The following is a 26731-nucleotide window of genomic DNA, read 5'->3' on the forward strand; positions in this document are numbered from 1 at the left end:
CGGGTGCGTCAGCCGCGGGTGGCGGCCGGCTCGACGCGCGGCGCCGTCGCGGTGGCCGGGACGATCGTCACCGGGCACGGGGCGTGGAGCACACAGCCGAGCCCGACCGAGCCCAGGACGGCACTGCGCACGGCCCCGAGTCCGCGGTGGCCGAGCACCAGGAGGTCGGCCCCGGCCGCACAGCCGAGCAGGACCTCGACGGGTACGCCGGCCAGCGCGTCGATCGTGACCTCCACCGGGGCGGCCGCGGCGACCCGGACGGCTCTGTCGGCCATGGCCTCGTCGACCAGCGTCCGGGCCCGGCCCCGGGCCGCGTCGACGACGTCGGCGATCGCCGTGGGCGAGAGCCCGATCGGCGTCGCGGAGTAGTCGGGGAACCGGGCCACCGTCACCACGGTGAGGCGGGCTCCGCGGCGCGCGGCCTCCTCCACCGCGTACCGCAGCGCCACCTCCGAGCCCGCGGACCCGTCCACTCCGACCATCACGGTGCCGCCGGCGACCATGGCGCATTCCTCTCCCCGTAGGTGCCGCGACCGGACGGCCGCGGGCAGCCCCACCGTCGTCGGCGTTCGGGCGCGGGGCCACGGTCGGAAGGCCCGACCGCCCGGCCGTTGGTCCCGCGGGGTCGTGGCGTCGGGTCAGTGCGGCTCGTTGGCGACGCCGACCCCGCCGAACACGGCGGTCGCGTTCACCGTCAGCAGGGGCGCGTCCTCGGGCAGATCGGTCTGCTCGGCGGTCTTGTCGTCGTAGCCGCCGAAGATCGGCAGCCCGCTCAACGACACCCGCCACCCCTTCGGCACCAGCACGTCGACGCCCCCGAACAGCGCGAACGCGTCGACGGTCGCCCGGTCGTCGATGTGTGCCTGCCGCAGGTCCAGCGTGGCCCCGCCGAACACCGCCGACACGTCGGCGTGCCGCAGATGCTCGGCCCGGTTGACCGTGGTCGACCCGCCGAGCACAGCGAGCGCGGGACCGTCGCCGCGCCGCACCCCGGTGCGGAAGACCCCGGCCATCACCGCCAGCCCGACGGCGACCAGCACCAGCGGCCCGATGAGCGCCGGCACGAGCCAGCCCTGGCGCGACGCCAGCAGCAGCACGCCCACGACCGTCACCACGGACGGGCCGACCGACAACCGCCGTTGCGCGACCATCGCCGCCACGCCGAGCCCGATCACCGCGAGCGGCCACCAGCGCCCGATCGTCACGCCGGCGTCCACCACGCCGGCCGCGTCCAGGAGCCCGCACACCCCCAGCGCCAACAGCACGATCCCGATCCACGCCCGAACCACCATCGCCGGCTCCTCTGCTCGGCACGGCCTCCGCCGTGCGATCCGAGGATGAGGCGACCGGCGACCGGCGGTCAGGGCCGAAGGACCGGTGACGCGGTGGCCGACGTGCCCGGCACCGGGCCCGCGGGCCCCCGCACGGAGGACCTTCGCCCGTGTCGGCCGGACCCGACCGGGCGGCATCCTCGGGCCATGACTCCCGCCCCGGTCGCCGCCGCGGCGGTCCTCCCCCACCCGTGGGCGGCGGCGTCCGCCGCGGTCGCGGCGGCCGTCGACACCGACCCCGCCCGCGGTCTCGACGACGCCGACGCCGCCGCACGGCTCGCCTCGACCGGCCCCAACGAGGTCCCCCGCGAACCGCCCCGCTCGCTGCTGCACTCGGTGCTGGCCCAGCTCCGCGAGACGATGATCCTCGTGCTCCTCGGCGCCGCCGTGCTGACCGCGGCGACCGGTGACCTCGCGGACTGCGTCGTGATCCTGCTCGTCGTCGCCGTGAACACCGTGGTCGGCGTGGTGCAGGAGCGGCGCGCGGTCGGTGCGGTGGCGGCACTGACGTCGCTGGCCGCCCCGCGGTGCACGGTGCTGCGCCGGGGCACGGCGCGCCGGGTCGACACCCGCGACCTCGTACCCGGCGACGTCCTGAGCGTCGCCGAGGGCGATGTGGCCGGCGCCGACGCGAGGCTGGTGACCGCACACGACCTGCAGGTCGACGAAGCGATGCTCACCGGCGAGTCCCTCCCGTCGGCCCGGGATCCCGACGCGCTGTGTGCCGTCGAGGCCCCGGTGGGCGACCGCCTCACGATGCTGCACGCCGGGACGCTGGTGGTGCACGGCACCGGCACCGCCGTGGTCGTCCGCACCGGCACGGCGTCGGAGCTGGGGCGGATCGCCCGGCTGCTGCACGAGCACGCCGCCCCGGACACCCCGCTGCAGCGCCGGCTCGCCGCGCTGGGAAGGCGGCTGTCGCTCGTCGCGGTGGCCGGCTGCGCGGCCGTCGTGCTGCTCGGGCTCCTGCGGGGTCAGCCGTGGGAGCTGATGGTCGTGGCCGGCATCAGCCTGGCCGTGGCCGCCATCCCCGAGTCGTTGCCCGCCGTCGTCGCCCTCGCGCTGGCGGGTGCGACGCGCCGGATGGCCGCCCGCGGCGCGATCGTGCGGTCCCTGCCGGCCGTCGAGGCGCTCGGTTCGGTGACGGTGCTCGCGTCGGACAAGACCGGGACCCTGACGGTGGGCAGCACGTCCTGCGTCGGGCTCTGGACCCCGGGTGGCGGCGAGATCGCGCTCACCGGCGAACCATCGCCGCCGGACGCGGCGGCGCGGGCGCTGCTGGTCGCGGCGGTGCTGTGCAACGACGCCGGGCCCGGAGCGGGTGGCACCGAGGGTGCGCTGGTCGCGGCCGCGCTCGCCGCCGGCATCGACGTGGCGCAGGTGCGGCGGGACTCGCCGCGCACGTCCGAGGTGCCGTTCGACTCGCAGCGCCGCGAGATGGTCACCCGGCACGGCGGCACCCCGGGTGGGACGGAGATCGTGAAGGGCGCGCCGGAAGTGGTGCTGGCCCGGGTCGCCCGGGCCACCGACACGGCCGAGGTGCTGGACCGCTGGACCGCAGGGGCCCGCCGCGTGCTGGCCGTGGCGTCGGGAGCGCCCGGGGACCTGCACCTGCTCGGGCTGGTGGCGATGGCCGACCCGCCGCGGCCGGAGGCCCGTGCCGCGGTGCTCGACGCCCGCGCGGCCGGCATCCGCACCATCATGATCACCGGTGACCACCCGGCCACGGCGACGGCGATCGCCCGGGCCACCGGCGTGATCGACGACGACGCGACGGTCGACCCCGGCGCGCCGCTGCGGCCGGTCTACGCGCGCACCGACCCGGCCGGAAAGCTCGACATCATCGCCGCGTGGCAGGCGGCCGGGCACGTCGTCGCGATGACCGGCGACGGGGTGAACGACGCCCCCGCGCTGCGCGCCGCCGACGTCGGCGTGGCGATGGGCCTGCGCGGGACCGAGGTGGCCCGCAGCGCAGCCGATGTCGTGCTCACCGACGACAGCCTCGCCACCGTGGTGGCCGCCGTCGGCGAGGGGCGCCGGGTCTTCGACAACGTGCGCCGTTTCGTCCGCTACGGCCTGTCCGGCGGACTGGCCGAGATCCTGATCATGCTGGCCGGCCCGTTCCTCGGGCTGCCACTGCCGCTGCTGCCCGGCCAGATCCTGTGGGTCAACCTGCTCACCCACGGCCTGCCCGGTGTCGCGATCGGGTCGGAGCAGGCCGAACCCGACGTCCTCCGCCGGGGACCGCGGTCGCCGCGGGAGGGCATCCTCACCCGCCGCGGATGGGTCGAGGTCGGGGTGTTCGGGGCCGCCGTCGCCGGCAGCAGCCTCGGTGTCGCCCTCTGGACCGCCGCGCAGGGCCGGCCGTGGCAGACCCCGCTGTTCGCCGCGCTGACCCTGGGTCAGCTCGGGATCGCGCTGAGCACCCGCTCGGACCACCGGCCGTTCTGGAGGACGTCGCCGCGGGGCAACCCGTTCCTGTACCTGGCGGTGGCCGGGAGCGTGCTCGCGCTGCTGGCCGCGGTCTACGTGCCCCCGCTGGCCGGGCTGCTCGGCACCACGCTGCCGTCGCCGTCCGACGTGGCCGCGGTGCTGGTCGCGGCCCTGGTCCCCGCCGTCGTCGCCGAGGTCGCCAAGGCCGTGCCCGACCGCGGGACCTCCGCCGACCCACCGGGGACGTTCAGCACTGCCCCCCACCGCGGGGTCGCACGACGCTGACGGGGGAAACACACCCGACGACGTTGGAGGACCTCATGGACGTGACGGAGATGGTGGCGCGCACGCGCGAGACGATGACGGCGGGCCGGGTGTTCGGCGAACCCGTCGTGCGGGACGGCGTCACGGTCATCCCCGTCGCGCGGGTCTCGGGCGGTGGCGGGGCCGGGGGCGGCGAGTCCCCGGCGGCCGAGGACGGCACCGCCGGCAGCGGGTCGGGCGGCGGGTTCGGGCTCGGGGTCGCACCGGCCGGTGTGTTCGTCCTGCGCGACGACGGGGTCACCTGGCGCCCCGCGGTCGACGTCAACCGGATCGTCGCCGGCGGGCAGCTGGTGATGGTCGTCGCCCTGCTCACCCTGCGCAGCTACCTCAGGAGCCGTTCCGACCGGCGCTGACCCGGGTCATGACGGCGGCGGTAGCGGCGGTGAGGTCGTTGACGTGTGGGATCGCGGTGTCGAGGTGGGCGCGGTCCCAGCCCGGTCCGGCGGCGATCCGGCCGGTGGTGCCGGGAAGCAGGTCGAACACCGAGGCGTCCGCGAGCTCGCTCATCTGGGCGTAGAGCACGACGACGGCGGGCCGGCGTTGCTCGGCGGCGCGGGCGAGGGTGGCGGCGGGTGTGGCGGCACCGAGCACGGTGGCGGTGATCCCGGTCCGGCCGAGCGCGGCGGCGAGGGCGACCAGGGGGAGGTCGTGGGGGTCGTCGGGGACACTGGCCAGCAGTACCGGCGCGGGGTCGGGGAGTGCGGACACCGACGGGGTGGCCTCGGCGAGGACCGAGGTGGCGATGTGGGAGAGCAGGTGTCCCACGGCGATGCCGTGCGGGAGCTGGTCCCAGCGGTCGCCGATCGGGCCGAGGACGGGCCGCACGACGGTCTCCCAGATGGTGGGCGCGTCGGTGCGGGCGAGGTGGTCACGCAGCAGCCAGCGCACGGTGGGGCCGTCGAGGTCCAGCGCGGCGGCGCAGACGCGGTGGGCGATGGGGTCGGCGTCGGCGGGCAGGGGCATGTCGTGGTGGGCGGCGGCGAGCACCGCGCGGGCGGCGTCACTGGTGGAGACGCCGTCGGCGATGAGCCGTTGCACGGCGGCGAGGCGATCGACGTCGTCGCGGCTGTAGCGGCGGTGCCCGCCCGCGGTGGTGCGGGTGGGGGCCAGGCCGTAGCGCTGCTGCCACATCCGCAGGGTCGCCTGCGAGAGGCCCATCCGCTCCGCGACGACCGAGATCGGCAGCGCGACGCCCAGGTCCGCTCCCGGGAGCGGACGGGATTCGGGACCCACCCCGTCGGCGACCGGCTCTCGTTCGACCGTCATCGGTCACGTCCCTCGTCGCCGGTGCCGTGGTTGTTGTGGTGGTGGTTGCACCGGTTGCGTGCGTACGGTTCTCGCGTTCGGCGGAACTTCTGCACAATACCTCGACAATGATCTCTAGGCAACCTTAGTATCGCCGCATTGCTCGGCAGGCCCGCTCCAGACCCCAGCGGTGTCCTGTCCCTTGCCAGGGGTTGTTCCGCGCTCGGGAAGGAATTCGAATGTGTACAGGCCTTGGCAGCGGCGGCCAGGGGCCGCCCGAGAGCCGCCTGGCGAGCGCCACACCGTCATCGGCTCCTGTACCCGTTCCCGGGCCAGCCGCGGCTCCGGCGGTCGGCAGCACCGGTGTCGCTGAACGCGTACTGGCGACCGGGTCCGGAGCGGCGTGATGAGCAGCCCGGCGCCCGACGCCGCGGCGCAGTTGACGTTCCCGGACCAGCCGCGTCTGGAGCTCGACGAGTTGTTGGGGCAGCTGGTGGGCCGGGCGCAGGAGGTGATGGGCGCGCAGGGCCGGTTGCGGGGGTTGTTGCAGGCCACGCAGCTGATCGGCGCGGATCTGGGGTTGCCGGTGGTGCTGCGGCGGGTCGTGCAGGCGGCGCGGGAGCTGATCGGGGCCCGCTACGCCGCGCTGGGGGTGATCGCCGCCGACGGGCATCTCGCCGAGTTCATCCACACCGGCATGGACGCCGGGCAGGTGGAACGGATCGGGCACCTGCCCCAGGGCAAGGGGCTGCTGGGGGCGTTGATCGACGACGCGACCCCGATCCGGCTGTTCGCGATGAGCGGCGACGACCGCTCGGTGGGGTTCCCGCCGGACCACCCGCCGATGGGCTCGTTCCTGGGCGTGCCGATCCGGGTCCGCGGGAAGGTGTTCGGCAACCTGTACCTCACCGAGAGCACCCGCGGGGAGTTCAGCGCCGAGGACGAGGAGCTGGCGAAGGCGTTGGCCGCGGCGGCCGGGTCGGCGATCGACCACGCCCGGCTCTACGAGGTCGCCCGCACCCGACAGCAGTGGCTTGAGGCCAGCGCGGCGATCACCCGTCGCATGTTGACCGGGCCCCCCGGCGGCGCGGGCGACACCGACGCGGGACGGCTCGGTCCGCTGCGGTTCGTCGCCGAGCGCAGCCGGGCCCTGGCCGACGCCGACCTGGTGACGGTCGTGCTGCCCGCCGACGGCCCTGCCCCGGCCGGTGGTGCCGACCCGGGCCTGCGGGTGGTCGTGGCCGTCGGGACCGGCGCCGACGACCTGCTCGACGGGCGGGTCGCGGTCGAGGGCACGCTGTCCGGTCAGGTCTTCACCACCGCCGAGCCGGTCCGGGTCGCCCACTCCCGCGACCCGCAGGGGCCGGAGTCGGTCGTCTCGGCCGCGCTCGACGTGGGCGCGGTGATGGTCGTGCCCCTGACCGGTGCGGGCGGGGTCAACGGCGTGCTCACCGCGGCCCGGACCGCGGGGCGGCCGGAGTTCACCGCCGACGACCTGGCGATGGCGGCGGGTTTCGCCAACCAGGCCTCGGTCGCGATCGAGCTCGCCGACGCCCGCGCCCAGCAGGCCCGGGTGGCGATGGCCGACGAGCGCGAACGGATCGCCGCGGACCTGCACGACCACGTCATCCAACGCCTGTTCGCCACCGGGCTGTCCCTGCAGAGCGCCGTGGGCGCACTCGGCACAGCCAACAGCGCCGGACCACGCATCACCGGCGCCGTGCGCGATCTCGACGACACCATCCGCCAGATCCGCACCACCATCTTCGGCCTGCACACCTCGCCGATGACCCGCGACACCGTCCGCGGCCGGCTCATGCAGGTCGTCACCGACACCACCGCCTGTCTGCCCACCCCGCCCGCCCTGCGGTTCTCCGGCCTGCTCGACGCGCTCCCCGACCCGATCACGGAGGACCTCGTCGCGGTGCTGCGCGAGTCGCTGACCAACGTCGCCCGCCACGCCCACGCCTCCATCACCACGGTCGACATCGACGCCGACACCACCACCGTCACCCTCCAGGTGACCGACGACGGGATCGGTGTCCCGGAGACGGGGCGCCGTAGTGGTCTGGACAACCTCCGCCACCGCGCCGAGCACCACGGCGGCACCCTCACCCTCACCGCCGCCCGGCCCACCGGCACCCACCTGCGCTGGACCGTCCCGATCTGACCCACCCGCCCGGACCGGACACGGAGCCTGGAGGGTGGCTTCCGTACTGGAACGGGTGCACCAGCGGTGCCGCGACACAGCAACGGAGCTGGTTCGCGGTGCCGCGACCACGCCGGCCGGGCCCACCTCCACGGGCCCGGCCGGCATCCGGCCACACCGCGACGCGGGACCCGGGGTCCCGGTCCGGGGTCGTTCGTCCCTTCCGTCGCGGCCACCGACAGCGCAGGGTGGAGGGATGTCCTCCCCGACGTGCCGGGCACGGTGATCGCCACGGGCTCGACGACCACCACGGACGCCCCCCGGCGCCCGCCCACCGCCCCGACCGGGCGGCATCCGCGTGACCTGGTCGTCCTCCTGGTCGCCGCCGGGGTCGTCGCCCTGTGCTCGCTCGCCGCGCGGCTGTGGACGGCCGACCCCGTCGAGGTGGGGCTCTTCCAGCAGGTCCAGCAGATCCCGGCGGCGTCGACCGTCGGGTGGCAGGCACTGGCCGTGGCCGGCGGCTGGGCCGGCATCGCGGTGGTCACCGCGGTCGCGCTGTACCTGAAGCGCTTCCGGCTCGGGCTGCTGTGCGCCGGGGCCGGGGTGCTCGCGTGGGGGCTCGCCCTCGCCGTGGGCGTGCTGGTCGGTCTCCGCCCGGTCCCCGCGGAACTGCGCGAGATCGCCGGGGTCCGGCTGCCCGAGGCCGCGGGCTTCGCCTTCCCGTCGGCCCACGCCGCGGTCGCGGCGGCACTGGCGGCGGTCGCGGCGCCGTACCTGCGGCGCGGCTACCGGTCGGCGGCGTGGGGCCTGGTGGTGCTGGTCGCGGCGGCGGACGTGTACCTCGGGACCGGCCTGCCGCTCGACACCGTCGCCGGGGCGTTCCTCGGCTGGGGTGTGGGCGCGGCGTTCCACCTGCTGTGGGGAGCCCCGGGCCGGACGACCTCCGGGCCCGCCGTCCGACGGGCGCTGGAGCAGGCCGGGCTCGCCCCGGTGACGCTCGTCCCCGTCCGGGGCCGGTTGACCGGGCCGCGGGAGTTCCGCGCCACCACCGTGGACGGCGGGCGGCTGCGCGTCGAGGTCGTGCAGCGGCTGCACCGCCGGGCCGGACCCTGGTACCGGCTGCGCCGGATACTGGCGTCGGTCGAGGTCGAGGACGAACCGGCGCTGTCGGGGACCCGTCACGAGACCGAGCACGAGGCGCTGGTCACGCTGTTCGCGCAACGGGCCGGGCTGCGGACCCCGCCGCTCGTGCTCACCTGCCAGACCCGCCACGGCACCCCGCTGCTGGTGCGCCGCGAGGTCGACGGCAGGCGGCTCGGCGAGCTGTCCGCCGGCGAGGTCGACGACCGGTTGCTCGACGCCGTCTGGCGGCAGGTCGCCACGCTGGGCGAGGCCCGGATCGCCCACCACGACCTGCGCGTGAAGAACGTCCTCGTCGACACCGGCGGCGAGCCCTGGCTGCTCAACCTCACGTTCGGCACGATCGGGGCGTCGACGGCCCGCATCGCCCAGGACGTGGCGGAGGCGCTGGTGTCGCTGGCGTCGCTGGTCGGGGTCGAGCGCGCGGTGGCCGCCGCGTGCCGGGTCCTGCCGCCCGACCGGCTCGAGCCCGCCCTGGTCTACCTGCAACCGCTCGCGCTGCCGCGCCGGATCCGCGGGCAGACCGGCCGCGGGCGCTACCTGCTCACCGACCTGCGGGAGACCCTCGCCGAGCAGATCGACCGGCCGATCCCGACGTTGCGGTCCCCGGTGCGGGTCTCCACCGTGGTCGGCCTGCTGGCGCTCGGCGCCGCCGTCTACACGCTGCTGCCCCAGCTGTCGAGCATGGGCGCGGTGCTGGCGTCGCTGCGCGACGCGAACTGGGCCTGGCTGGCCGTCGCGTTCGCGGCCGGGCTGGTGGCGATCGTGGCGTCCGCGGTCTCGATCCAGGGCTCGGCCACGGTGGCGCTGCCGTTCTGGCCGACCACCTGGGTACAGCTCGCGGCGGCGTTCACCGGGCGCACCACCCCGGGCGGGGTCGGCTTCTTCGGGGTCAACATCGCGTTCCTGGAGCGCCGCGGCCTGCGCCGGGCGAACGCCCTCGGCGTGACGGCGCTGAACGTGGCCGGGAACACCGTGACCGGGGCGGTCTGGGGCGTCGTCGGCCTGCTCGGTGCGGGCGCCACGGCCACCAGCCGCATCACGCTCCCGCACGGCTGGCCGGTCGTGGGGGCGGCCGCCGGAGTGCTCCTCGCCGCCGTCGCCGTGCTCGCCTCGCCCTTCGGACGGCGCCGGGTGCTCCGCCCGGCACTGCGTGTGGGTCGCGAGCTGCTGGCCACCCTGCGCCGGCCGGTGCGGGCCACCCAGCTGTTCGGCGGGGCGTCGGCGCACATGCTGGTCTCGGGCCTGGGGCTGGCGGCCACCCTGGCGGCGTTCGGCGAACAGGTCCCCGTGTTCGGGGTGCTCGCGGTGTTCATGGTCGGCCAGACCATCGGCCATCTCGTGCCCGTGCCCGGCGGTCTCGGCCCGGTCGAGGCGCTCATGATCGGCGGCCTGAGCGCGCTGGGCGTGGCGCCGACGGCGTCGGTGGCCACCGTGCTGACCTTCCGGCTGCTGACCTACTGGCTCCCTGTCCTGCCCGGCATCGCGGCGTTCCGGTTCCTGCAGCACCGCGGCGTCATCTGACGGGCCGCTACCGCGGCGGTGGCGGGACCGGGGACGGCGCCGTCCGGTGGGGCTCGCGGATGCCGAGGGCGGCCCGCAGGGCACCGATCCCGGTGAAGGCGGGGCGCCAGCCGAGCTCGGTGCGGGCCCGGGTGGTGTCCATGATCGCCGGATGGGCCAGCGCCTCGGCCCACTCCGCGAACGGCGGCAGGAACGGCAGGGCCGCGACGGCCCGCGCCACCGCCCACGCGGGCCCCGGGGGCAGCGGCAGGACCAGCGCGCCGAGCTCGCGGGCGACGTCGACGGCCGTGACGACGCCCTCGCCCGCGATGTTGTAGGCCCCGGGCGGCCCGGCGCCGAGGACGCAGAGCAGGAGGGCGCGGCCCACGTCGTCCTCGTGGACGAACTGCATCGGCAGCGCGGGGACCGCCATGGGCACGGGCAGCCGCCGGGCGCCGCCCGCGAGGAGGCGGGCCAGCGGGGCGAGCGGTCCGGGCAGGGTCTTGGCCCCCACCGTGTGCGGGCCGAGCACGATCGACGGCCGGAGCAGGTAGAGCGCGGGCGGCCCGGTGCAGCCGCCGTTCTCCTCGCGGAGCCGCACCTCCAGCTCGGCCTTCTGCCGGGCATAGAACAGCCGCGCCGCCGGCCTGACCGGCTGGTCCTCGGTCATGGCGAGGGGGTTGTCGGCGTGGAAGCCGTACGCGGCCACCGACGACGCGTACACGAACCGCGCCACGCCCGCGGACCGCGCGGCCCGGAACACGGTCAGCGTGCCGTCGACGTTGACCGCGCGCAGGTCCGCGCGCGGCGCGGTGCCGGCGACGGAGAACGCCAGGTGGACGACCACGTCGACGCCCCGGAAGGCCGTGGCGAGCACGCCGGGGTCCCGGACGTCGCCCTGCCGGTAGTCGGTCTTCGTCCAGCCGCGCGACGCCGGGTCGAACGGCCGCCGCGCGACGCCGACGACGCGCGCCACCCGCTCGTCGGCCTCCAGCAACGGCATCAGCCCGGCACCGAGCGTGCCCGTGGGTCCGGTGACCGCGACGGTGAACCCGGCGGCCCGCGCGCGCACGCCGGTCACTGCCCGGACGGATGCACGGCGTTCACCGCCGCGCCGATCCCGGCCGCCCACCGGCGGATCCGCTCGGGGTCGCGGAAGTCGCCCGCGAGCTCGCCGCTCGCCATCCGCCGGGCCAGGAACCCGCGGGCCGTGGCCGGGTCGAGGACCCCGCCGAAGGTGACGGGCGGCCGCGCGTCGATCGAGCGCCGCAGGCGTGCGACGTTGGCCGGCTCGGGCTGGTCGGGGTCCACGGCGTCCTGGCCGCAGGGCCCGGACTGGAACAACCACACGTCGCGGTCCCGCAGTGCGCGGGCGTGCCGCTTGAGGAAACGCACGGCGTCGGGGCGCCAGCGCCGGATGTAGAGCGCGCTGCCGAGCACCACGGTCCCGTAGCCCTCGACGTCGTGGACGTCGGCCGCCGACATCACGTCCGCACTGACGCCCCGGGCGCGGAGCTCCTCGGCGACGGTGGCGGCGATGCCGGCCGTGCCGCCCATCTTGGAGGCGTACGCCACGAGGACGTGGCCACGGGCACCGGTGGGCTTCGGAACGGTCATCGGCCTGCTCATCTCGTCTCGTCGGTACCGACCGAGGCTCGCCGCTCCCGCTCCCCCGGGCCAGGGCCGTTGGACCCGCCGGAACGGGCGAACGCACCTCCGGGGAGCGGGTTACCGGACCTCGATCCAGCGTCCCGTCAACCGCGCCAGCGGCAGCGCGACCACCCGGCCGCCGATCGCGCTGAAGCCGGCCGGCGTGCGCTCGGCCAGCGCACCGACGCGGCCGGGGTCGGTCACGTCGTAGGTCTCGCCGATGCCCAGCACCGTCCAGCCCGCCCCGCTGCCGCAGTCGATCTGGTCGATCTCGAACGCGACCACCGCGTTCCGGGTCGCCTCGGCGAGCTCACCGGCCACCGGCGTGCCGAACAGCACCTCACCGGCGTCGAGGACGTAGGCCACCGGCTGGGCGGCGGGGAGTGCGCCCGCGGTGTAGACGACCCGACCGATGCCGCCGGAACCCAGCAACGCGAGGCACTTCTCGCGGTCCACCTGCATCACCTGTCCCCTGTTCACAGCACCAGGTTGATGCCGGGCGCGACCGGGCGGCAGGTGCCGGAAGTCACCCCGGGCGGGCATTCGGCACGTCGTCACCGGGCCCCGGTCCCGGCGGTCGGCCCCGCCACGCCGGTGATCTAGCGTCTGGTCATGCCCGATCGCAGGCCGGCCGCCCGGCGCACCCCGCGTGTCGATCTCCCGGTGGAGATCCCGGTGGAGGCCGACCAGCGGCCACACGCCCTCGCCGCGGCCCTGCGGCACGTCGTGCTGGCCAGCGAGCGCTGGCGGCTGCGCGTCGCCCGCACGTCGCTGGGTGTCGGCGCCACGGAGATGATGGCCGTCGCGACGCTCGGCGCCGAGGGATCCCAGACACCGTCCCAGCTCGCCGCCCGGCTCCAGATCACCACACCGTCGGTCAGCGAGCTGATCGACCGCCTGGAACGAGCCGGGTTGGCCGGACGGACGCCACATCCGCACGACCGCCGCAAGACCGTCGTCGGGCTCTCGCAGGACGGGCGCCGCTACGCCCGGACCGTGCTGGCCCGGTACGCCGACATGATCGACCGCGCGACCCGCGACCTCGACGACCGCACCCGGGACGAGCTGGCGCAGGTCCTGGGCGAGCTCGGTGCCGCGCTCGACGGCGCCTCCGGGACGCTGTTCCCCGGCACCTGATCACCGGCGGCCCGTGCCGGCGGGTGCGGCGGGCGACGGGCACTCAGCGACCGGGTGCGAGCGGGCCAGCACCAGCACGCCCGCGAAGGCCGTGGCCGCGGCGGCGACGAGCAGGGTCCCGACGAGGCCGGAGACCTGCGTGGCCTCACCGAGCAGGGTCGCCCCCACCAGCACGGCGACGAGCGGATCGACCACCGTCATGCACGCCACCACGAGCTCCGCGGGCCCGGCGGCGTGAGCGTGCTGGATGGCCCATCCCCCGGCCACCAGTGCCCCACCGATGCCCGCGACGCCCAGCAGGACCATCGGGTCCAGCGGCGACGTCCCCGACACCACCGCCTGCCCGACCGCCCGGACCAGCACCGAGACGAGCCCGAAGGCCGCGGCACCCGCCGAGGCGAACGCCAGGCAGCGCCACCGCCCGGTGCCCGCCAGAGCGGCCCCGACGAGCACGACGACCAGGACGGCGACCGCGGACCCGGCCCACGCCAGCGCCTGCCCGGTGGCGGGCCCGCTCACCACGGACACCGACGCCAGGGCCACGAACGCCGCCACCCCTGCCGTGCTCAGCGCCACCCCGACGATCGCGGCGCGCCGCGGCCGGCGCCGGGCCGCACCCGCGGCGAGCAGCACCGCGACCGGGACGGCCAGCACGCCCAGCGGCTGGACCAGGCTCAGCGGCGCGAGCACCAGCGCGAACGCGTGGACCGCGGACCCGAGGGCCGCGAGCCCCGTGCCGACCAGCCACCGCGGCCGCCGGACCAGCAACCCCAGCTCGCCGCGCCCGAGACGGTCCGACCCCGCGGTGGCGCTCACGGCGACGACGGCGCCGTTCTGGAGTGCCGCCGCCACCGCGAAGCATCCGGCCGCGGCCACCGCGAGGACCACCGCGACGACCCACGCCGTCGGCATTCCCGTCACCGCCCCGCCCGCACGTCGCGACCCTGGTCGCCCCGGCCGGCGCGGCGACGGGGCCCAGGGCCCCCCGGCGGCGGGCCGTCCGGCCCGGTCGTCCGGCGCGGGACCCGCAGCGAGAGGTAGCTCAGACCGCCCGCCGGGATCGGCAGCCAGAAGCTGACCACCCGCCAGCCGAGCACCGCGATCAGCGCGGGTGCCGCCGGCCCGCCGAACGCGACCAGCGCCGGGACCAGCACCCCCTCCACCACGCCGATCCCGCCGGGCGTGATCGGCAGGACCCCGAGGGTGTTCGCCAGCCCGTACGCGACGAGCAGGCCGGCGACGCCCACCGGGTGGCCGAGGGCGAGCAGGAACATCTCCAGTGCCGCGGCGTCGAGGAGCCAGTTGGCGGCGGCCCACCCGACGGCCACCCCGAGCTGCCTGCGGTCGCGGGTGATGTGGTGCAGGCGGCGCACGATCTCCTGGGTGCGGCGGTCGACCCGCTCGGCGTCAAGGCCCGGGACCCGCGCGGCGATCCGGTGCAGCAGCCGGGTGCCGCGCCCACCCCCGCGGGCCGCCGCCACCGTCACGAGCACGACGTCCACGACGGCGACCACGCCGAGGACCACACACAGCGCGACGAGCCGCCCGCCCGGACCGTGCACGACGATGGCGGCGACCAGCGCGCCCCACAGGATCACGTGCAGCACCATCGCCGAGAGCACGCCCTGCACGCCCGCGAGCAGGGCGGCATCGGCGGCGTCGACGCCGTCGGCGCTCAGCAGCCGGAACCGGAGCGCCGCGGTGCCGGCCGGCCCGCCGGGGATGACGTGGCCCGCGCCCCAGGTGGCGAGGTCGATGCGCACCAGCCGGGAGAACCGCGGCCGCACGGCCACCGGCAGCAGCGCCCGGGTGTAGGCGGCGTAGGCGGCGATCGAGACCGCCTCCAGCACGACCCCCGGGACGAACCACCACAGCGCCACCCCGCGGGCCGCGGTCAGCACCCCGTCCACGTCGCCGACCAGCGGCAGCACCCCGTACTCGACCACCACGGCCAGCACGGCGAGCGCGACCCCGCGGCGCACCCACCTGCGGCCCGTCACACCGGGAGCCCGCCACGCGGTGCGCTGCCGACCGGCCGGACCACGGCCGGCCGCTCCGCGATGATCGCCTCGAGGGTGGCACCGTCGATGGTCTCGCGCTCCAGCAGGACGGCGGTGAGCCGGTCGAGGACGTCGCGGTGGTCGCGCAGGATCGCGCCCGCCGCCTCCTCCGCCTCGCGCAGCAGCCGGGCCACCTCCTCGTCGACGGCACGCTGGGTCTGCTCCGCGTAGGGCCGGGCCCCGAGCGGGTTGTCGTGCGTGGCCCCGTCCGGCCCGTACCCGACGGGCCCGAGCCTCGGTGAGAGCCCCCATTCCCGCACCATCCGCGTGGCCAGCTCGGTGGCCGAGGCGAGGTCGTTGGCCGCGCCGGTGGACGCCTCGCCGAGCACGGCCTCCTCGGCGGCGCGCCCGCCCATGCGCACGGCGAGGGAGTCGGTGAGGTAGCTCTGCGGGTACAGGTGGCGTTCCGACAGCGGCAGCTGCTCGGTGACGCCGAGCGCGGCGCCCCGCGGCAGGATCGTGATCTTCGCGACCGGGTCGGCGTGCGGGGACAGCGCGGCGACCAGCGCGTGCCCGGCCTCGTGCACGGCGACGGCGCGCTTCTCCCCCGGCAGCAACGCGTTCGAGGAGTCCCGGCGGCCCAGCAGCAGGCGGTCCCGCGCGGCGTCGATGTCCGCGGCGGTCACGACGTCGCGGTCGGCGCGCACCGCGTTGATCGCCGCCTCGTTCACGAGGTTGGCCAGGTCGGCGCCCGAGAACCCCGGGGTGCCGCGGGCCACCGCGCCGAGATCGACGTCGGCGCCGAGGTCCTTGCCGCGGGCGTGGATGGCGAGGATCGCCGCCCGCTCCGCCTGGTTGGGCAGCGGGATCTCGACGGTCCGGTCGAACCGGCCCGGTCGCAGCAGCGCCGCGTCCAGCGACTCCGCCCGGTTGGTCGCGGCGATCACGACCACCCCGCTGCCCGCCTCGAACCCGTCCATCTCCGACAGCAGCTGGTTGAGGGTCTGCTCGCGCTCGTCGTTCGACCCGAAGCCCCCGCCGGACCCGCGGCGGCCGCCGATCGCGTCGATCTCGTCGATGAAGATGATCGACGGCGCCTGCGCGCGGGCGTCCTCGAACAGCGACCGCACCCGCGAGGCCCCGACCCCGACGAACATCTCGACGAAACCGGAGCCGCTGATCGAGAAGAACGGCACACCCGCCTCGCCGGCCACCGCCCGGGCGAACAGTGTCTTCCCGGTGCCCGGTGGGCCGATCATGAGGACGCCCTTGGGCCCCTTCGCCCCCGCCCGGCGGTACCGCTCGGGATTGCGCAGGAAGTCGACGACCTCCATGACCTCGGTCTTCGAGCCCTCGTAACCGGCGATGTCGGCGAACCGGGCCCCGGGCTTCGACTCGTCGTAGACCTTGGCCTTCGACGCCCCGACGCCCATCATCCCGCCGAGGCCGCCCGCACCGAGCCGCCGGCTGCTGCGACGCAGCCACCACAGGCCGAGCCCGATGATCAGGACGTAGGGCAGGAACGACAGCAGGACGGCACCCCACGACGTGGCGCCGGGGTTGGTCGCGCTGACCGCGACGCGGTGGGCCGCCAGCAGCGGGGCGAGGCCCGGGTCGGCCAGGGCGGTGGGCACCTGCGAGGTGTAGGTGGCTCCGCCCACGAGCGTGCCGCTGACCGCGCCGGTGCCGCTGATCGTGGCCGTGGCCACCTTGTCCGCCGTCACCTGCGCCACGAAGTCGCTGTAGCCGAGCACCTGCGCCGACGGCGTCAGGAGGGCCGGGACGGCGTACAGGGCGACGAGCCCGAGGAGCCAGATCGGCATGATCCACCGCTGCCAGCGCGGCGGCGGCGGGGTCGGGCTCCCCGGGGACGTCCTGCCCGGACCGGGGTCCGGACCGGGCCAGCTGCTCACCGGCGGGCGCCGTGTCCGGGGTCCCGGTCGGCCGGACGTCGAACCATCATGACGGCCCCTTCGGATCGTTCGGCTGGGTCGGACCCGATGGTCTCGCCGCCGCGGCGCTCCCCCCAGGGCCGTCGGCCCCTGATCGCAGGTCCGGTCGGCACCGGGCCGACGGGCCGCGGCGGGCGAGCCGTTGTCCCCTACCGGTGGCCCCGCACCCGTCACACCCTTGGCCCATGACGCAGATGCACACCACGACCGACGCCGAGCTCCAGCAGGCGATCATCGACGAGCTGTACTGGACGCCGGAGGTGGACGCCGCCCACATCGGCGTGGCCGTCACCGACGGCGCGGTGACGCTCTCCGGTGAGGTCACCAGCTACCCGGAGCGCTACCACGCCGAGCAGGCGGTGAAGCGGGTGCGGGGCGTGCGGGCGGTCGCCGAGGAGATCGCCGTGCGCAGCACCTGGGTGACCCTCAACGACACCGACATCGCCCGGGAGGCCGGCGAGACGCTCGGCCGCGCGGTCGACGTGCCGAACGGGGCGGTCACGGCGTCGGTCCACGACCGCCGGATCACCCTCACCGGGACCGTCACCTGGCAGTTCCAGCGCCGGGCGGCCGAGCAGGCGGTCAAGTACCTCAGGGGCGTGACCGCCGTCCACAACGGGATCATGATCCGGCCCGCCGCGGCCGTGACGGACATCCGGAGGTCGATCCGGTCCGCCTTCGTGCGCAGCGCCCAGATCGACAGCAGCCACGTCGACGTCGCCGTCGGCGCGGACGGCGTCATCACCCTGACCGGCCGGGTCCGGTCGCACGCCGAGCGGCGGCAGGCGGAGCAGTCCGCGTGGGCCGCCCCCGGCGTCAGCTCGGTGGAGAACCTGATCCGCGTGGAGAACTGACGGCCGGCCGCGCCGGGACGGGGTCCGGGTGACCAGGCGTCGCCCGGCCCGCGCCGCGCTCGCGGTGCTGATGCTCCTGCCGCTGCTCCTGCTCGCGTCCGTCGCGGTCGCCGCCCCGGCAGCGGCCGGGCCGTGGGATGACCTCGACCCCCTGCTCCCCGGGGTCCTCACCGCCGCCGCGGGCACCGTCGTGCGACCCGCCCTCGTCGACGCCGACCGGGCCGTACTGCGGGCCCGCGCCGCGGCGGGAGCCCCGGCCGTGGTGCTGCGGCTGGCGGCACGCCCCGGCGAGCGCTACTTCGGCCTCGGGGAGCGGTTCGGCCGGTTCGACCTGCGCGGGCAGGTCCTGGCGAACTGGACCGCCGACGGCATGGGCCGTCCGGGGGTCGTCACCACGTACTCGCCGATGCCGTTCCTGCTCTCCGAACGCGGCTACGCCGTCCACCTCGACACCGCCGCGTCGACGACCGTGGACCTGTCCGGCCGGGACGCGGTCACGATCACCGTCGCGTCGCGCGAGGTGGACGTCGAGGTGTTCACCGGCCCGGACCCGGCCACGGTCGTCCGCGACCACGCCGTGTCGATCGGCCTGCCGCCGGTCCCCACGCCGTGGGGTCTGGGCGTCTGGAAGTGCCTCGTCGGCGGCACCGCACGCGTGCGCGCCGACACCGGCGCGCTCCTGGCCGCCGGGGTCCCGCTGGACGCGGTCTGGACCTACGACATCGCCGATCCGGCGTCGGGGTTCGGGTGGCCGTGGCAGGTCTACGGCCCCGTGCCGCCCGGTCCCTATCCCGACCCGGCGGCGCTGATCGCGGGCCTGCACGCCGACGGGCTGGCCGTGCTGGGCTACCTCACGCCGTTCGTCGTGGTCGGCGCTCCCGGCTACGCCGGCGCCGCCGCCCGCGGTTACCTGGTCACGACCGCCGACGGCGTGGTCTACACCCAGCCCTGGCTGGCCGGCACACGGCGGGCCTACGTCGACTTCACCGACCCCGCCGCGACAGCCTGGTGGCAGGACCGGGTCCGCGCCGGGCTCACCGGCGTCGGGTTCGACGGCGCCATGCAGGACTACGGCGAGGACGCCCCGGCCGAGGGCCGCTACGCCGACGGCGAACCCGGTGCCCTCGTCCACAACGCCTACCCGCGGCTCTACGCCGACGCCGTCCGCGCCGCCGCGCAGTCGGTCAAGCCCGACACCACCGTGTTCTTCGCCCGCTCCGGCTACACCGGCGCCCAGAGCGCGCAGACCGGCCGGTTCACCGGCGACCAGACCCGCGACTGGGACATCCGCACCGGGCTCGGCTCGGTGCTGGCCGGCATGCTCAACGGCTCGCTCTCCGGGTGGCCCTACTGGGGCCCCGACATCGGTGGCTTCCTGTCCGGTACCGGCGAGCGCGACCGCGACCTGTGGACGCGCTGGGTGCAGCTCGGCGCCCTGTCGCCCGTCATGCGCGACATGCTCGGTGCCCAGACCGACCCCATCGGTGTCCAGACCGACGTGCGCACGCTCGCGACCTTCCGCGGCTACGCGTTGCTGCACCGCGCCCTCGAGCCCTACCTGCACGAGCTCGCCGTCCAGGCCCACGGCACCGGGGCCCCGCTCATGCGGCCGCTGTGGCTCGACGACCCGACGGAGCGCACCGCGTGGTCCGTGAGCGACGAGTACACGCTCGGCCCCGCCGTGCTCGTCGCCCCCGTCACCACACCGTCCACCCGCTCCCGTCCGGTGTGGCTGCCGTCCGGGACCTGGCGGGACTACTGGACCGGCGCCACGGTCACCGGGCCCGCCTGGATCCGCGCCGACGCGCCCGTCGGGCACATCCCGCTCTGGACCGGCGGGCCGGCCGCACCCGACCTCCCGCCGCCGGCGTCCCTGGGCCTGCCCGGCGGTCTCCGTTGACGGGCCGCGCGGCCGGCCCCCGGGGACCGGGGCCGGCACCGGGATGCGGGGGGACCTTCGGCCCTCACCACCGTGCGCCCCCGCTCGTAACGTCACCCGGACCTTCATCGACCAGGGAGAACCCATGTTGTACGTCCCCCCGGGTGGCGCCGGCAGCATCGTGACCGTCGCGCCCCGCTACGAGAACTTCATCGGCGGCAAGTGGCAGGCCCCGACCCGGGGCCACTACCGGTTCGACGTCAGCCCCGCCACCGGCAACCCCATCACCGAGGTCGCGTACTCCTCCCCGGAGGACGTGGAGCTGGCGCTCGACGCCGCACACGCCGCGAAGGACGCGTGGGGCGAGGCGTCGGCGGCCGACCGCGCCGCGGTGCTGCTCGCGATCGCCGACCGCATCGAGGCGAAGGCCGAGATGCTCGCGGTCGCCGAGAGCTGGGAGAACGGCAAGCCCGTCCGCGAGACGCTCGCCGCCGACATCCCACTCGTCGTCGACCACTTCCGCTACTTCGCCGCCGCCGCGCGGTCGGAGGAGGGCCGCACCACCGAGATCGACAAGGACCTCGTCGCCTACCACTTCCGCGAGCCGCTGGGGGTGGTCGGGCAGATCATCCCGTTCAACTTCCCGCTGCTGATGGCCGCGTGGAAGCTCGCCCCCGCGCTCGCCGCCGGGAACTGCTCGGTGATGAAGCCGGCCTCCCCCACCCCGTGGTCGATCCTCAAGCTGATGGAGGTCATCGAGGACGTCGTCCCGCCGGGCGTCGTCAACGTGGTCACCGGCCCCGGCGGCGAGATCGGCAAGGCCCTGGCCACCAGCCCACGCATCGCCAAGATCGGGTTCACCGGCGAGACCGTGACCGGCCGGCTCATCATGCAGTACGCCGCGCAGAACCTGATCCCGTCCACCGTCGAGCTCGGCGGCAAGTCGCCGAACATCTTCTTCTCCGACGTCATGGCCCACGACGACGACTTCCTCGCCAAGGCCGTCGAGGGCCTCGTGCTCTACGCGTTCAACAAGGGCGAGGTCTGCACCTGCCCGTCGCGGGCGCTGATCCAGGCCGACATCTACGACGAGTTCATGGCCCGCTGCCTGGACCGGATCGCGGCGATCCGCCAGGGCAACCCGCTCGACACCGAGACCCAGCTCGGACCCCAGGTCTCCGCGGCCCAGCTCGAGAAGATCACCTCCTACGTCGCGATCGGCCGTGCCGAGGGCGCCGAGGTCCTCATCGGCGGTCAGCGCGCCCACATCGACGGCGAGTTCGCCGAGGGCTACTACTTCCAGCCGACGGTCCTCAAGGGCGACAACAGGATGCGCGTGTTCCAGGAGGAGATCTTCGGGCCGGTGCTGGCCGTCACCACCTTCACCGACGACGACGACGCCCTCGCGATCGCCAACGACACCCTCTACGGCCTGGGCGCCGGGGTCTGGACCCGTGACGGCACCCGCGCCTACCGGATGGGACGCAGGATCAAGGCCGGGCGGGTCTGGACGAACTGCTACCACCAGTACCCGGCGGGAGCGGCGTTCGGCGGGTACAAGATCTCCGGCATCGGCCGCGAGAACCACCGCATGATGCTCGACCACTACAGCCAGACCAAGAACCTCCTGGTCAGCTACAGCGACAAGCCACTCGGTCTGTTCTGAGCACCACGATGACCGAGACGGTGCCCGGGTCCACTCCCGGGACGACCCGGATCTCGGCCACCCCGGCGGCGCGCCGGGCCATCGCGGCCCTGCGCGCCGAGCTCGGGGGGCCGGTGATGTTCGTGCAGTCCGGCGGCTGCTGCGCGGGCAGCACGCCGATGTGCTTCCGCGACGGCGAGTTCCTCGTCGGGGACGTCGACGTGCTGCTCGGAGACCTGGACGGCTGCCCCTTCTACATCGACGCACGGCTCGACGACGCCTGGGGCCGCGGCCACCTCCTGCTCGACGTCGCGGCGGGACCACCGGAGGGGTTCTCGCTGGCCGCGGGGGCCGAGGACCGGCATTTCGTCACCCGGTCCACCGGGTGCGCGGCCGCGACGCCGTGACCGGCCCGGCGGTCATCATCCGGGTTCAGGACACCAGTGCCTTGAGCGCCGCCAGCAGAGCGCTCAGGGTCTCCTTCGCGTCGCCGAAGAGCATCTGTGTGTTCGGCGCCGTGTAGAGCTCGTTGTCGATGCCGGCGTAGCCGTGTCCCAGCGACCTCTTGACGACGATCACCGCGCGCGCCCGGTCGACGTCCAGGATCGGCATCCCCGACACGGCGTTGCCGGGCCGGCGGGCGGCCGGGTTCGTGACGTCGTTGGCCCCCACGACGAGTGCGACGTCGGTGGCCGGGAAGCGCGGGTTGGCCTCGTCGAGGTCCTCGAGCTGCGGATAGGGCACGTCGGCCTCGGCGAGCAGCACGTTCATGTGGCCCGGCATCCGCCCGGCGACCGGGTGGATCGCGAAGCGGACGTCCACGCCGCGCTCGCCGAGCAGCGTCGCCAGCTCGCTCAGCTCGTGCTGGGCCTGCGCCGCGGCCAGCCCGTACCCCGGCACGATGACCACCTTCTGCGCGTAGCCGAGCTGCAGGGCCGCGTCGTCGACGTCGGTGCGTCGCACCTGCCCCGCGCCCGGGGCGCCGGCCGTCCCGGACGGGGCGTCACCCGTGCCGAAGCCGCCGGCGACGATCGCCGGCACCGACCGGTTCGTCGCCGCGGCCATCAGCCGGGTCAGGATCGCGCCCGAGCTGCCGACCAGCGCGCCCGCGATGATCAGCGCGGTGTCACCGAGGACGAACCCGGCCATGGCCACCGCGGTGCCGGTGAACGCGTTGAGCAGCGAGATGACCACGGGCATGTCGGCACCGCCGATGGGCAGCACCAGCAGGACGCCGAACCCCAGCCCGGCCACCGCCACGCCGGCCAGCGCGACAGCGGACCCCGGTGACGCGACCAGCCACCCGGTACCCGCGATCCCGCCCAGCACCAGCAGCGCCGAGACGGGCCGGGCCCCGCGGAACACCAGCGGCCGTCCCGGCACCCAGCCCTGCAGCTTGCCCGCGCCCACCAGCGACCCGGTGAACGTCACGCCGCCGATGAGAACGCCCAGACCGCCCGTCGCGGCGGGGAACCCACCGGCACTCCCGCCGGAGGACAGGTCCTGCACCGCCACCAGCGCCGCGGCGCCGCCCCCCATGGCGTTGAACACGCTCACCAGCTGCGGCATGGCGGTCATGGCCACCGTCCGCGCCGCGTAGGCCCCGACGAGCCCGCCCGTGGCGATCCCGGCCAGGCCGACGACCCAGCTGGTCACCGGGACCCTGTTGTCCACGACCAGCGCCACGCCGGTGGCCAGCAGCACCACCGCCATCGCCCCGGCCGAGAGCAGGTTGCCGTCGCGCGCGGTGGCCGGTGAGCGCATCCGGTGCAGCCCGATCACGAAGCAGGCGGCACCGGCGAGCTGCACCAGGTGGACGGCGGTGTCGGTCGCGGTCATGGTGCCGCGCGGTCCGCAGGCACGTCCCGCCCGGGAGCGCGGTGGCTGCGGAACATCGCCAGCATCCGGTCGGTCACCAGGTAGCCGCCCACCACGTTCATGGCGGCGAACGCGGTGGCGACGAACCCGATCACCTCACCCCACGGCGTCGTCGCCGTGGCGGTGACGGTCAGGGCTCCGGCCAGCACGATCCCGTGGATGGCGTTGGCGCCCGACATCAGCGGGGTGTGCAGCGTGGCGGGCACCCTGCCGATCACCTCGACGCCGACCAGGAGGGCCAGCACGAACACCGTCAGCCCGGTCAGGACGTCCGCGCTCATGACGACGTGGTCGGCGCCCGATCACCGGTGCCGGCACCGGCCAGCGCCGTCCGGACGAACCGCAGGTGGTCGCGGCGCTCCCGCAGGCCCCTGCGGTACCCCGGGTTGTCGGTCGCGGCGATCTCCGTCGACATGTTCCCGAGGTGGAGGTCGAGCATGTCCAGCAGGGTCGTGGCCTGCGCTTCGGTCAGTTCGATGTGCACCGGTGTCTCCTCAGGTCGGAATGTCGCCCCGCGACGCCGGCCCGCCGACCGGCGGGTGCGTCGAGGGAAGTCTCGGAGCGCGGCAGGCCCGGCGACAGAGCCGATGGGCCCGACCGTCGCGGCCGTACGGGCTGGTCAGATCAGGTCGCGGCGGCTCACGACCCCGCGCAGCACACCGTCCTCGGTGATCGGGACCGAGCGCAGGCCACCCGGGGCCAGCACCCGGGTCATCTCGTCGTAGGACGCGTCCGGCCCCAGGGTGACGACGTCGGTGGTCATCACCGCGGCGACCGTCGTGGCGTGCCAGGTCCGGTCGGGGGGCATGTCGGTCTCGCCCACGACGCCGACGACGACGCCGCGGCCGTCGACCACGGGCATCTCGCTGACGTGGTGGACCGACATCAGCTCGACGGCCCGTTCCACCGGTGTCTCCGGGGTCACCGTCACCAGGCCGTGCCCGTTCATCACGTCGCGGGCACACAGGAGCGTGTGCGGCGGCTCGTCCGCCCCCGTCGCAGGGCCCGGCCGGCTCCCGACCACCCGCAGCACCCGCCCGGTCGACGCCGGCACCCTCCGGTGCGTGCCCCTGAGGTGCCCCACCAGACGTTCGATCACCCCGCCGTGCGCGCGCCGACGCAGCAGGTCGCCCCGGGTGACGACCCCCACGAGCCGGCCGCGCTCGACGATCGGCATCACGCGGTGGCCCCCGTACCGGGCCAGCCGGTGGTCGAGGACGTGCACCTCGGTGTCGGGTCCGGCGGTCAGGACCGGTGTGCACATCACCGACCCGACGGTGGCCGTGCGGGCCTGCGGCTCGGGGAGGTCGAGGAGGTCGGCCGCGCCCACGATGCCGACGATGCGCCCGTCCGGGTCGACGACCGGCAGCGCACCGAACCCGTGGTCGGCCAGCAGCCGTCGTGCACGGGCGACCGGTTCCTCCGGTCGCACCGTCACCAGCAGGTGCGTCATGACGTCCCGGGCCCGCACGGCCATGACCGGTCCTCCCTCGATCCGGGGCCGGGGGATCCCACCGTCCCGCGCCCACGACCCGACGCTACGAGGGGGCCCGCCGGGCCGGCAGGGCCGAAGGGCGGTCCTGCGGGGGGCCGCGGTGCGCCGGTTCCGGGGACCTCGGTCCCCCGCGCCGTCACGGGGCGGGTGCGCCCCAGATCGGGAACCAGCGCTCCAGGTCGGGCTCCATCGGGAGCTCGCCGTCGAGCAGGGCCCGCACCTGCAGCTCCAGAGCGGTGTCCCGGGTCCGGTCGGCGGCGGGCGCGAACGGGTAGACGGTGCCGCGCGCGAACAGGTGGACCAGGCCGAGGCGCCGCTCCGGCCCGTCCACCGGGTTGCTGACGAACCCGGTCACCGTGCACAGCAACGACGTGCCCAGCCCCGCCTCGTCCAGCGTCGTGTTCACGCCGTGCAGCTGGGTGGTGAGCGTGGTGAGGTAACCGTCGTCGCGGTGACACGTCACCCAGGTGCAGCCGAACTCGTCCGGCACGAACGTCACGGCGGTGCCGGGGTCGAGCCGCAGCAGGTCGCGGATGTCGGTCCAGGCCCGCTCGGACGCACCACCCTCGGCGGCCCGGACGCACACCGCGCCGGTGCCGGTGGGCGCGAACCCGGTGGCCTCGTGCAGGGTCAGCGCCGCACCGGGGATGCGGAACAGGACGTCGAGGCGCGGTTGCGGTGGTGTGGTCCGGCCCAGCAGCACGTCCAGGAAACCCATCGCCGACCGCCTACATCTGCACGGCGAGGGCCGCGAGCTGGTCGAGCCGCTCCTGCAGCGGAGGGTGGGTCGACAGCAGCCCCGCCAGCCCGATCCCGGTACCGAGGGCCGGCGCGAACAGGAACGCGTTGAACGGCTGCACCGTGCGCAGGTCGCGGGTGGGGATCCTGGCGATGTCGTCGGACACCTTCACCAGCGCGGACGCGAGCGCCGACGGCTGCCCGGTCAGCACCGCCGCCGACCGGTCGGCCGCCAGCTCCCGGTAGCGCGACAACGCCCGGGTGAGCAGGAAGCTGAGCGCGTAGACCGCCCCGGACACGGCCAGCACACCCAGCACCACCAGCGCCAGGCTGTCCCGGCGCCCGCGGCCACCGAACATCGACGAGTAGAACCCCAGCCGCATCAGCAGCCCGGCCAGCACGCCGAGGAACGACGCGACCGTCATCACCGCGACATCGCGGTGGGCGACGTGGGACAGCTCGTGCGCGAGCACACCCTCGAGCTCCGCGGTGTCGAGCCGGCGCAGCAGCCCGTCGGTCACGCACAGCACCGCACGCCGGGAGCTGCGTCCCGTCGCGAACGCGTTCGGCAGGTCGGTGGCGGCGACGGCGATCGCCGGCTTGTCCATCCCCGCCGTCGCGCAGAGCCGGTCCACCACACCGTGCAGCCGCGGCTGCTGCTCGGGGGTCACGAGGGTCGCCCGCATCGCGTACAGCGCGATGCGGTCGGAGAACCAGAACTGCACGAGCAGGAACCCGCCGGCGACGACCGCCACCAGTACGACGGACCGGAGCAGCACGACGAGGGCCACGACGAACGCCGCATAGACGACGACCAGCAGCACGACGGTGAGCAGCATCCTCGCCGTGAGCCCGTGGTCGGGCCGGAACCGGGTCGCCACCGTCATCGCCTCCACCCTGGACGGTGCGCTGTCGCGGCGTGTCCGCGGCAGCGCTCCCGGACCGATGCTTCGCTCGTGCGGGGCCGCGACGCAGGGTCTTTCGTCGTCGTCCACGCGGCAGAGGTCCCCACGGCGGCTACCGCGGGCACGTGTGAGGTCATCCGTTCCTGGTTGGCACGGGTGCCCATGTTGTTCGGCACCAACACCTTCACCGACTCCTCGATCACCCCGACCAGCACCGTGGGGACGCCGCCCCACCGCTGCGCCGAGTCCGACTCCAGGACGCCGGACGCGGCGGTTCCGATCACCCCGCCGAGCAGCCCGCAGACGATCAACACCCCCGGCGGGACGTCGTGGACGGGGTTGCGGCCCACATCCATCGGGCGCGCCGCGCCACCGCCCCGCGGTCGCCCTGCGCCGACCCGGGGCGATCGGCGCGGGCCGGCCTAGGAGGCTCCTGAATTAGCGCTGTATGCAGTCTTGGGGACGGTCAGGGT

Annotated in this window: 24 protein-coding genes; 9 read left to right on the forward strand and 15 right to left on the reverse strand. The window is 75.3% G+C overall.

Annotated features, from left to right (window positions below; translation table 11 throughout):
* Positions 1 to 8: 8 nt before the first annotated feature.
* Together BGP03_RS00980 and BGP03_RS00985 are read right to left on the reverse strand one after the other, a co-directional pair.
* Positions 9 to 503 (reverse strand): universal stress protein, encoded by a 495-nt coding sequence (locus tag BGP03_RS00980; protein WP_296374277.1) that lies wholly within the window; start codon positions 501 to 503, stop codon positions 9 to 11.
* Positions 504 to 638: 135 nt separating this feature from the next.
* A complete protein-coding gene (locus tag BGP03_RS00985) occupies positions 639 to 1292 on the reverse strand; it encodes a LiaF domain-containing protein (RefSeq protein ID WP_296374279.1) in 654 nt (217 codons plus the stop codon).
* Between the two features lie 186 nt (positions 1293 to 1478).
* Between BGP03_RS00985 and BGP03_RS00990 the strand changes: the two genes are divergently transcribed.
* Positions 1479 to 4049, forward strand: coding sequence for a cation-transporting P-type ATPase (locus BGP03_RS00990; RefSeq protein ID WP_298799606.1), 2571 nt, complete (start codon positions 1479 to 1481; stop codon positions 4047 to 4049).
* Positions 4050 to 4084: 35 nt separating this feature from the next.
* Positions 4085 to 4441, forward strand: coding sequence for a spore germination protein GerW family protein (locus BGP03_RS00995; RefSeq protein WP_298799607.1), 357 nt, complete (start codon positions 4085 to 4087; stop codon positions 4439 to 4441).
* Here the strand turns inward: BGP03_RS00995 and BGP03_RS01000 are convergent.
* On the reverse strand, positions 4416 to 5354 hold the full coding sequence (locus tag BGP03_RS01000) for a MerR family transcriptional regulator (RefSeq protein WP_298799608.1): 939 nt from the start codon (positions 5352 to 5354) through the stop codon (positions 4416 to 4418). The two genes, BGP03_RS00995 and BGP03_RS01000, sit on opposite strands and share 26 nt — an antisense overlap.
* 385 nt (positions 5355 to 5739) lie before the next feature.
* Between BGP03_RS01000 and BGP03_RS01005 the strand changes: the two genes are divergently transcribed.
* Both BGP03_RS01005 and BGP03_RS01010 read left to right on the forward strand, forming a co-directional pair.
* Positions 5740 to 7503 carry a GAF domain-containing protein gene (locus BGP03_RS01005; protein ID WP_298799610.1) on the forward strand — a complete coding sequence of 588 codons (1764 nt, stop codon included), beginning with the start codon at positions 5740 to 5742 and terminating at the stop codon, positions 7501 to 7503.
* A gap of 249 nt (positions 7504 to 7752) precedes the next feature.
* Entirely contained in the window at positions 7753 to 10146 is a 2394-nt protein-coding gene (locus tag BGP03_RS01010) for a lysylphosphatidylglycerol synthase domain-containing protein (protein ID WP_296374289.1), read from the forward strand.
* A 7-nt stretch (positions 10147 to 10153) separates the two neighbouring features.
* Here BGP03_RS01010 and BGP03_RS01015 read toward each other — a convergent pair whose 3' ends face one another.
* The 3 genes from BGP03_RS01015 to BGP03_RS01025 all read right to left on the reverse strand — a co-directional run bounded on the left by BGP03_RS01015 (position 10154) and on the right by BGP03_RS01025 (position 12255).
* Entirely contained in the window at positions 10154 to 11206 is a 1053-nt protein-coding gene (locus BGP03_RS01015; protein ID WP_298799611.1) for an NAD-dependent epimerase/dehydratase family protein, read from the reverse strand.
* Positions 11203 to 11742, reverse strand: a complete 540-nt coding sequence (locus BGP03_RS01020) for a flavodoxin domain-containing protein (RefSeq protein WP_296374294.1) — start codon at positions 11740 to 11742, stop codon at positions 11203 to 11205. Before BGP03_RS01020 ends, BGP03_RS01015 begins: the two co-directional genes overlap by 4 nt.
* A gap of 111 nt (positions 11743 to 11853) precedes the next feature.
* The gene (locus BGP03_RS01025) at positions 11854 to 12255 is read right to left on the reverse strand and encodes a pyridoxamine 5'-phosphate oxidase family protein (RefSeq protein WP_298799612.1); all 402 of its coding nucleotides are present in this window, start codon (positions 12253 to 12255) and stop codon (positions 11854 to 11856) included.
* Positions 12256 to 12387: 132 nt separating this feature from the next.
* Here BGP03_RS01025 and BGP03_RS01030 point away from each other — a divergent pair, with 132 nt between their 5' ends.
* Positions 12388 to 12912, forward strand: coding sequence for a MarR family transcriptional regulator (locus BGP03_RS01030; protein WP_298799613.1), 525 nt, complete (start codon positions 12388 to 12390; stop codon positions 12910 to 12912).
* On the opposite strand, the gene BGP03_RS01035 is transcribed toward BGP03_RS01030, so the two are convergent.
* Genes BGP03_RS01035 through ftsH form a run of 3 tightly spaced genes read right to left on the reverse strand, consistent with a single transcriptional unit; the run spans position 12913 to position 16735 of the window.
* Positions 12913 to 13824 carry a hypothetical protein gene (locus BGP03_RS01035; protein WP_298799614.1) on the reverse strand — a complete coding sequence of 304 codons (912 nt, stop codon included), beginning with the start codon at positions 13822 to 13824 and terminating at the stop codon, positions 12913 to 12915. It abuts the gene before it with no gap.
* A gap of 5 nt (positions 13825 to 13829) precedes the next feature.
* Positions 13830 to 14912, reverse strand: a complete 1083-nt coding sequence (locus tag BGP03_RS01040; protein WP_298799615.1) for a YbhN family protein — start codon at positions 14910 to 14912, stop codon at positions 13830 to 13832.
* Positions 14909 to 16735, reverse strand: a complete 1827-nt coding sequence (ftsH, locus tag BGP03_RS01045; RefSeq protein ID WP_298799616.1) for an ATP-dependent zinc metalloprotease FtsH — start codon at positions 16733 to 16735, stop codon at positions 14909 to 14911. Before ftsH ends, BGP03_RS01040 begins: the two co-directional genes overlap by 4 nt.
* Positions 16736 to 17049: 314 nt before the next feature.
* Here ftsH and BGP03_RS01050 point away from each other — a divergent pair, with 314 nt between their 5' ends.
* From BGP03_RS01050 to BGP03_RS01065, 4 genes are all read left to right on the forward strand, one after another.
* The gene (locus tag BGP03_RS01050) at positions 17050 to 17718 is read left to right on the forward strand and encodes a BON domain-containing protein (RefSeq protein WP_298799617.1); all 669 of its coding nucleotides are present in this window, start codon (positions 17050 to 17052) and stop codon (positions 17716 to 17718) included.
* A 28-nt stretch (positions 17719 to 17746) separates the two neighbouring features.
* Positions 17747 to 19618, forward strand: a complete 1872-nt coding sequence (locus BGP03_RS01055; protein WP_298799618.1) for a TIM-barrel domain-containing protein — start codon at positions 17747 to 17749, stop codon at positions 19616 to 19618.
* Between the two features lie 124 nt (positions 19619 to 19742).
* Positions 19743 to 21263 carry an aldehyde dehydrogenase family protein gene (locus tag BGP03_RS01060; RefSeq protein ID WP_298799619.1) on the forward strand — a complete coding sequence of 507 codons (1521 nt, stop codon included), beginning with the start codon at positions 19743 to 19745 and terminating at the stop codon, positions 21261 to 21263.
* An 8-nt stretch (positions 21264 to 21271) separates the two neighbouring features.
* Positions 21272 to 21649, forward strand: coding sequence for a DUF779 domain-containing protein (locus BGP03_RS01065; protein ID WP_298799620.1), 378 nt, complete (start codon positions 21272 to 21274; stop codon positions 21647 to 21649).
* A gap of 25 nt (positions 21650 to 21674) precedes the next feature.
* Here BGP03_RS01065 and BGP03_RS01070 read toward each other — a convergent pair whose 3' ends face one another.
* The 6 genes from BGP03_RS01070 to htpX form a co-directional block, all read right to left on the reverse strand.
* Positions 21675 to 23081 carry an NAD(P)(+) transhydrogenase (Re/Si-specific) subunit beta gene (locus tag BGP03_RS01070; protein WP_298799621.1) on the reverse strand — a complete coding sequence of 469 codons (1407 nt, stop codon included), beginning with the start codon at positions 23079 to 23081 and terminating at the stop codon, positions 21675 to 21677.
* Positions 23078 to 23401: an NAD(P) transhydrogenase subunit alpha gene (locus BGP03_RS01075; RefSeq protein WP_296367003.1), complete on the reverse strand. Its 324-nt coding sequence runs from the start codon at positions 23399 to 23401 to the stop codon at positions 23078 to 23080. Before BGP03_RS01075 ends, BGP03_RS01070 begins: the two co-directional genes overlap by 4 nt.
* Positions 23398 to 23604, reverse strand: a complete 207-nt coding sequence (locus BGP03_RS01080) for a hypothetical protein (RefSeq protein ID WP_296367004.1) — start codon at positions 23602 to 23604, stop codon at positions 23398 to 23400. Before BGP03_RS01080 ends, BGP03_RS01075 begins: the two co-directional genes overlap by 4 nt.
* Positions 23605 to 23739: 135 nt before the next feature.
* Positions 23740 to 24597 carry a CBS domain-containing protein gene (locus BGP03_RS01085; RefSeq protein ID WP_296367008.1) on the reverse strand — a complete coding sequence of 286 codons (858 nt, stop codon included), beginning with the start codon at positions 24595 to 24597 and terminating at the stop codon, positions 23740 to 23742.
* Between the two features lie 154 nt (positions 24598 to 24751).
* Positions 24752 to 25333 (reverse strand): hypothetical protein, encoded by a 582-nt coding sequence (locus BGP03_RS01090; protein ID WP_298799622.1) that lies wholly within the window; start codon positions 25331 to 25333, stop codon positions 24752 to 24754.
* A 10-nt stretch (positions 25334 to 25343) separates the two neighbouring features.
* Complete coding sequence (gene htpX, locus BGP03_RS01095) at positions 25344 to 26240, reverse strand: zinc metalloprotease HtpX (RefSeq protein WP_296367012.1); 897 nt, start codon at positions 26238 to 26240, stop codon at positions 25344 to 25346.
* Between the last annotated feature and the right edge of the window lie 491 nt (positions 26241 to 26731).

Origin of the sequence: Pseudonocardia sp. 73-21 (assembly GCF_001899645.1) — a bacterium.
Classification (GTDB): domain Bacteria; phylum Actinomycetota; class Actinomycetes; order Mycobacteriales; family Pseudonocardiaceae; genus Pseudonocardia.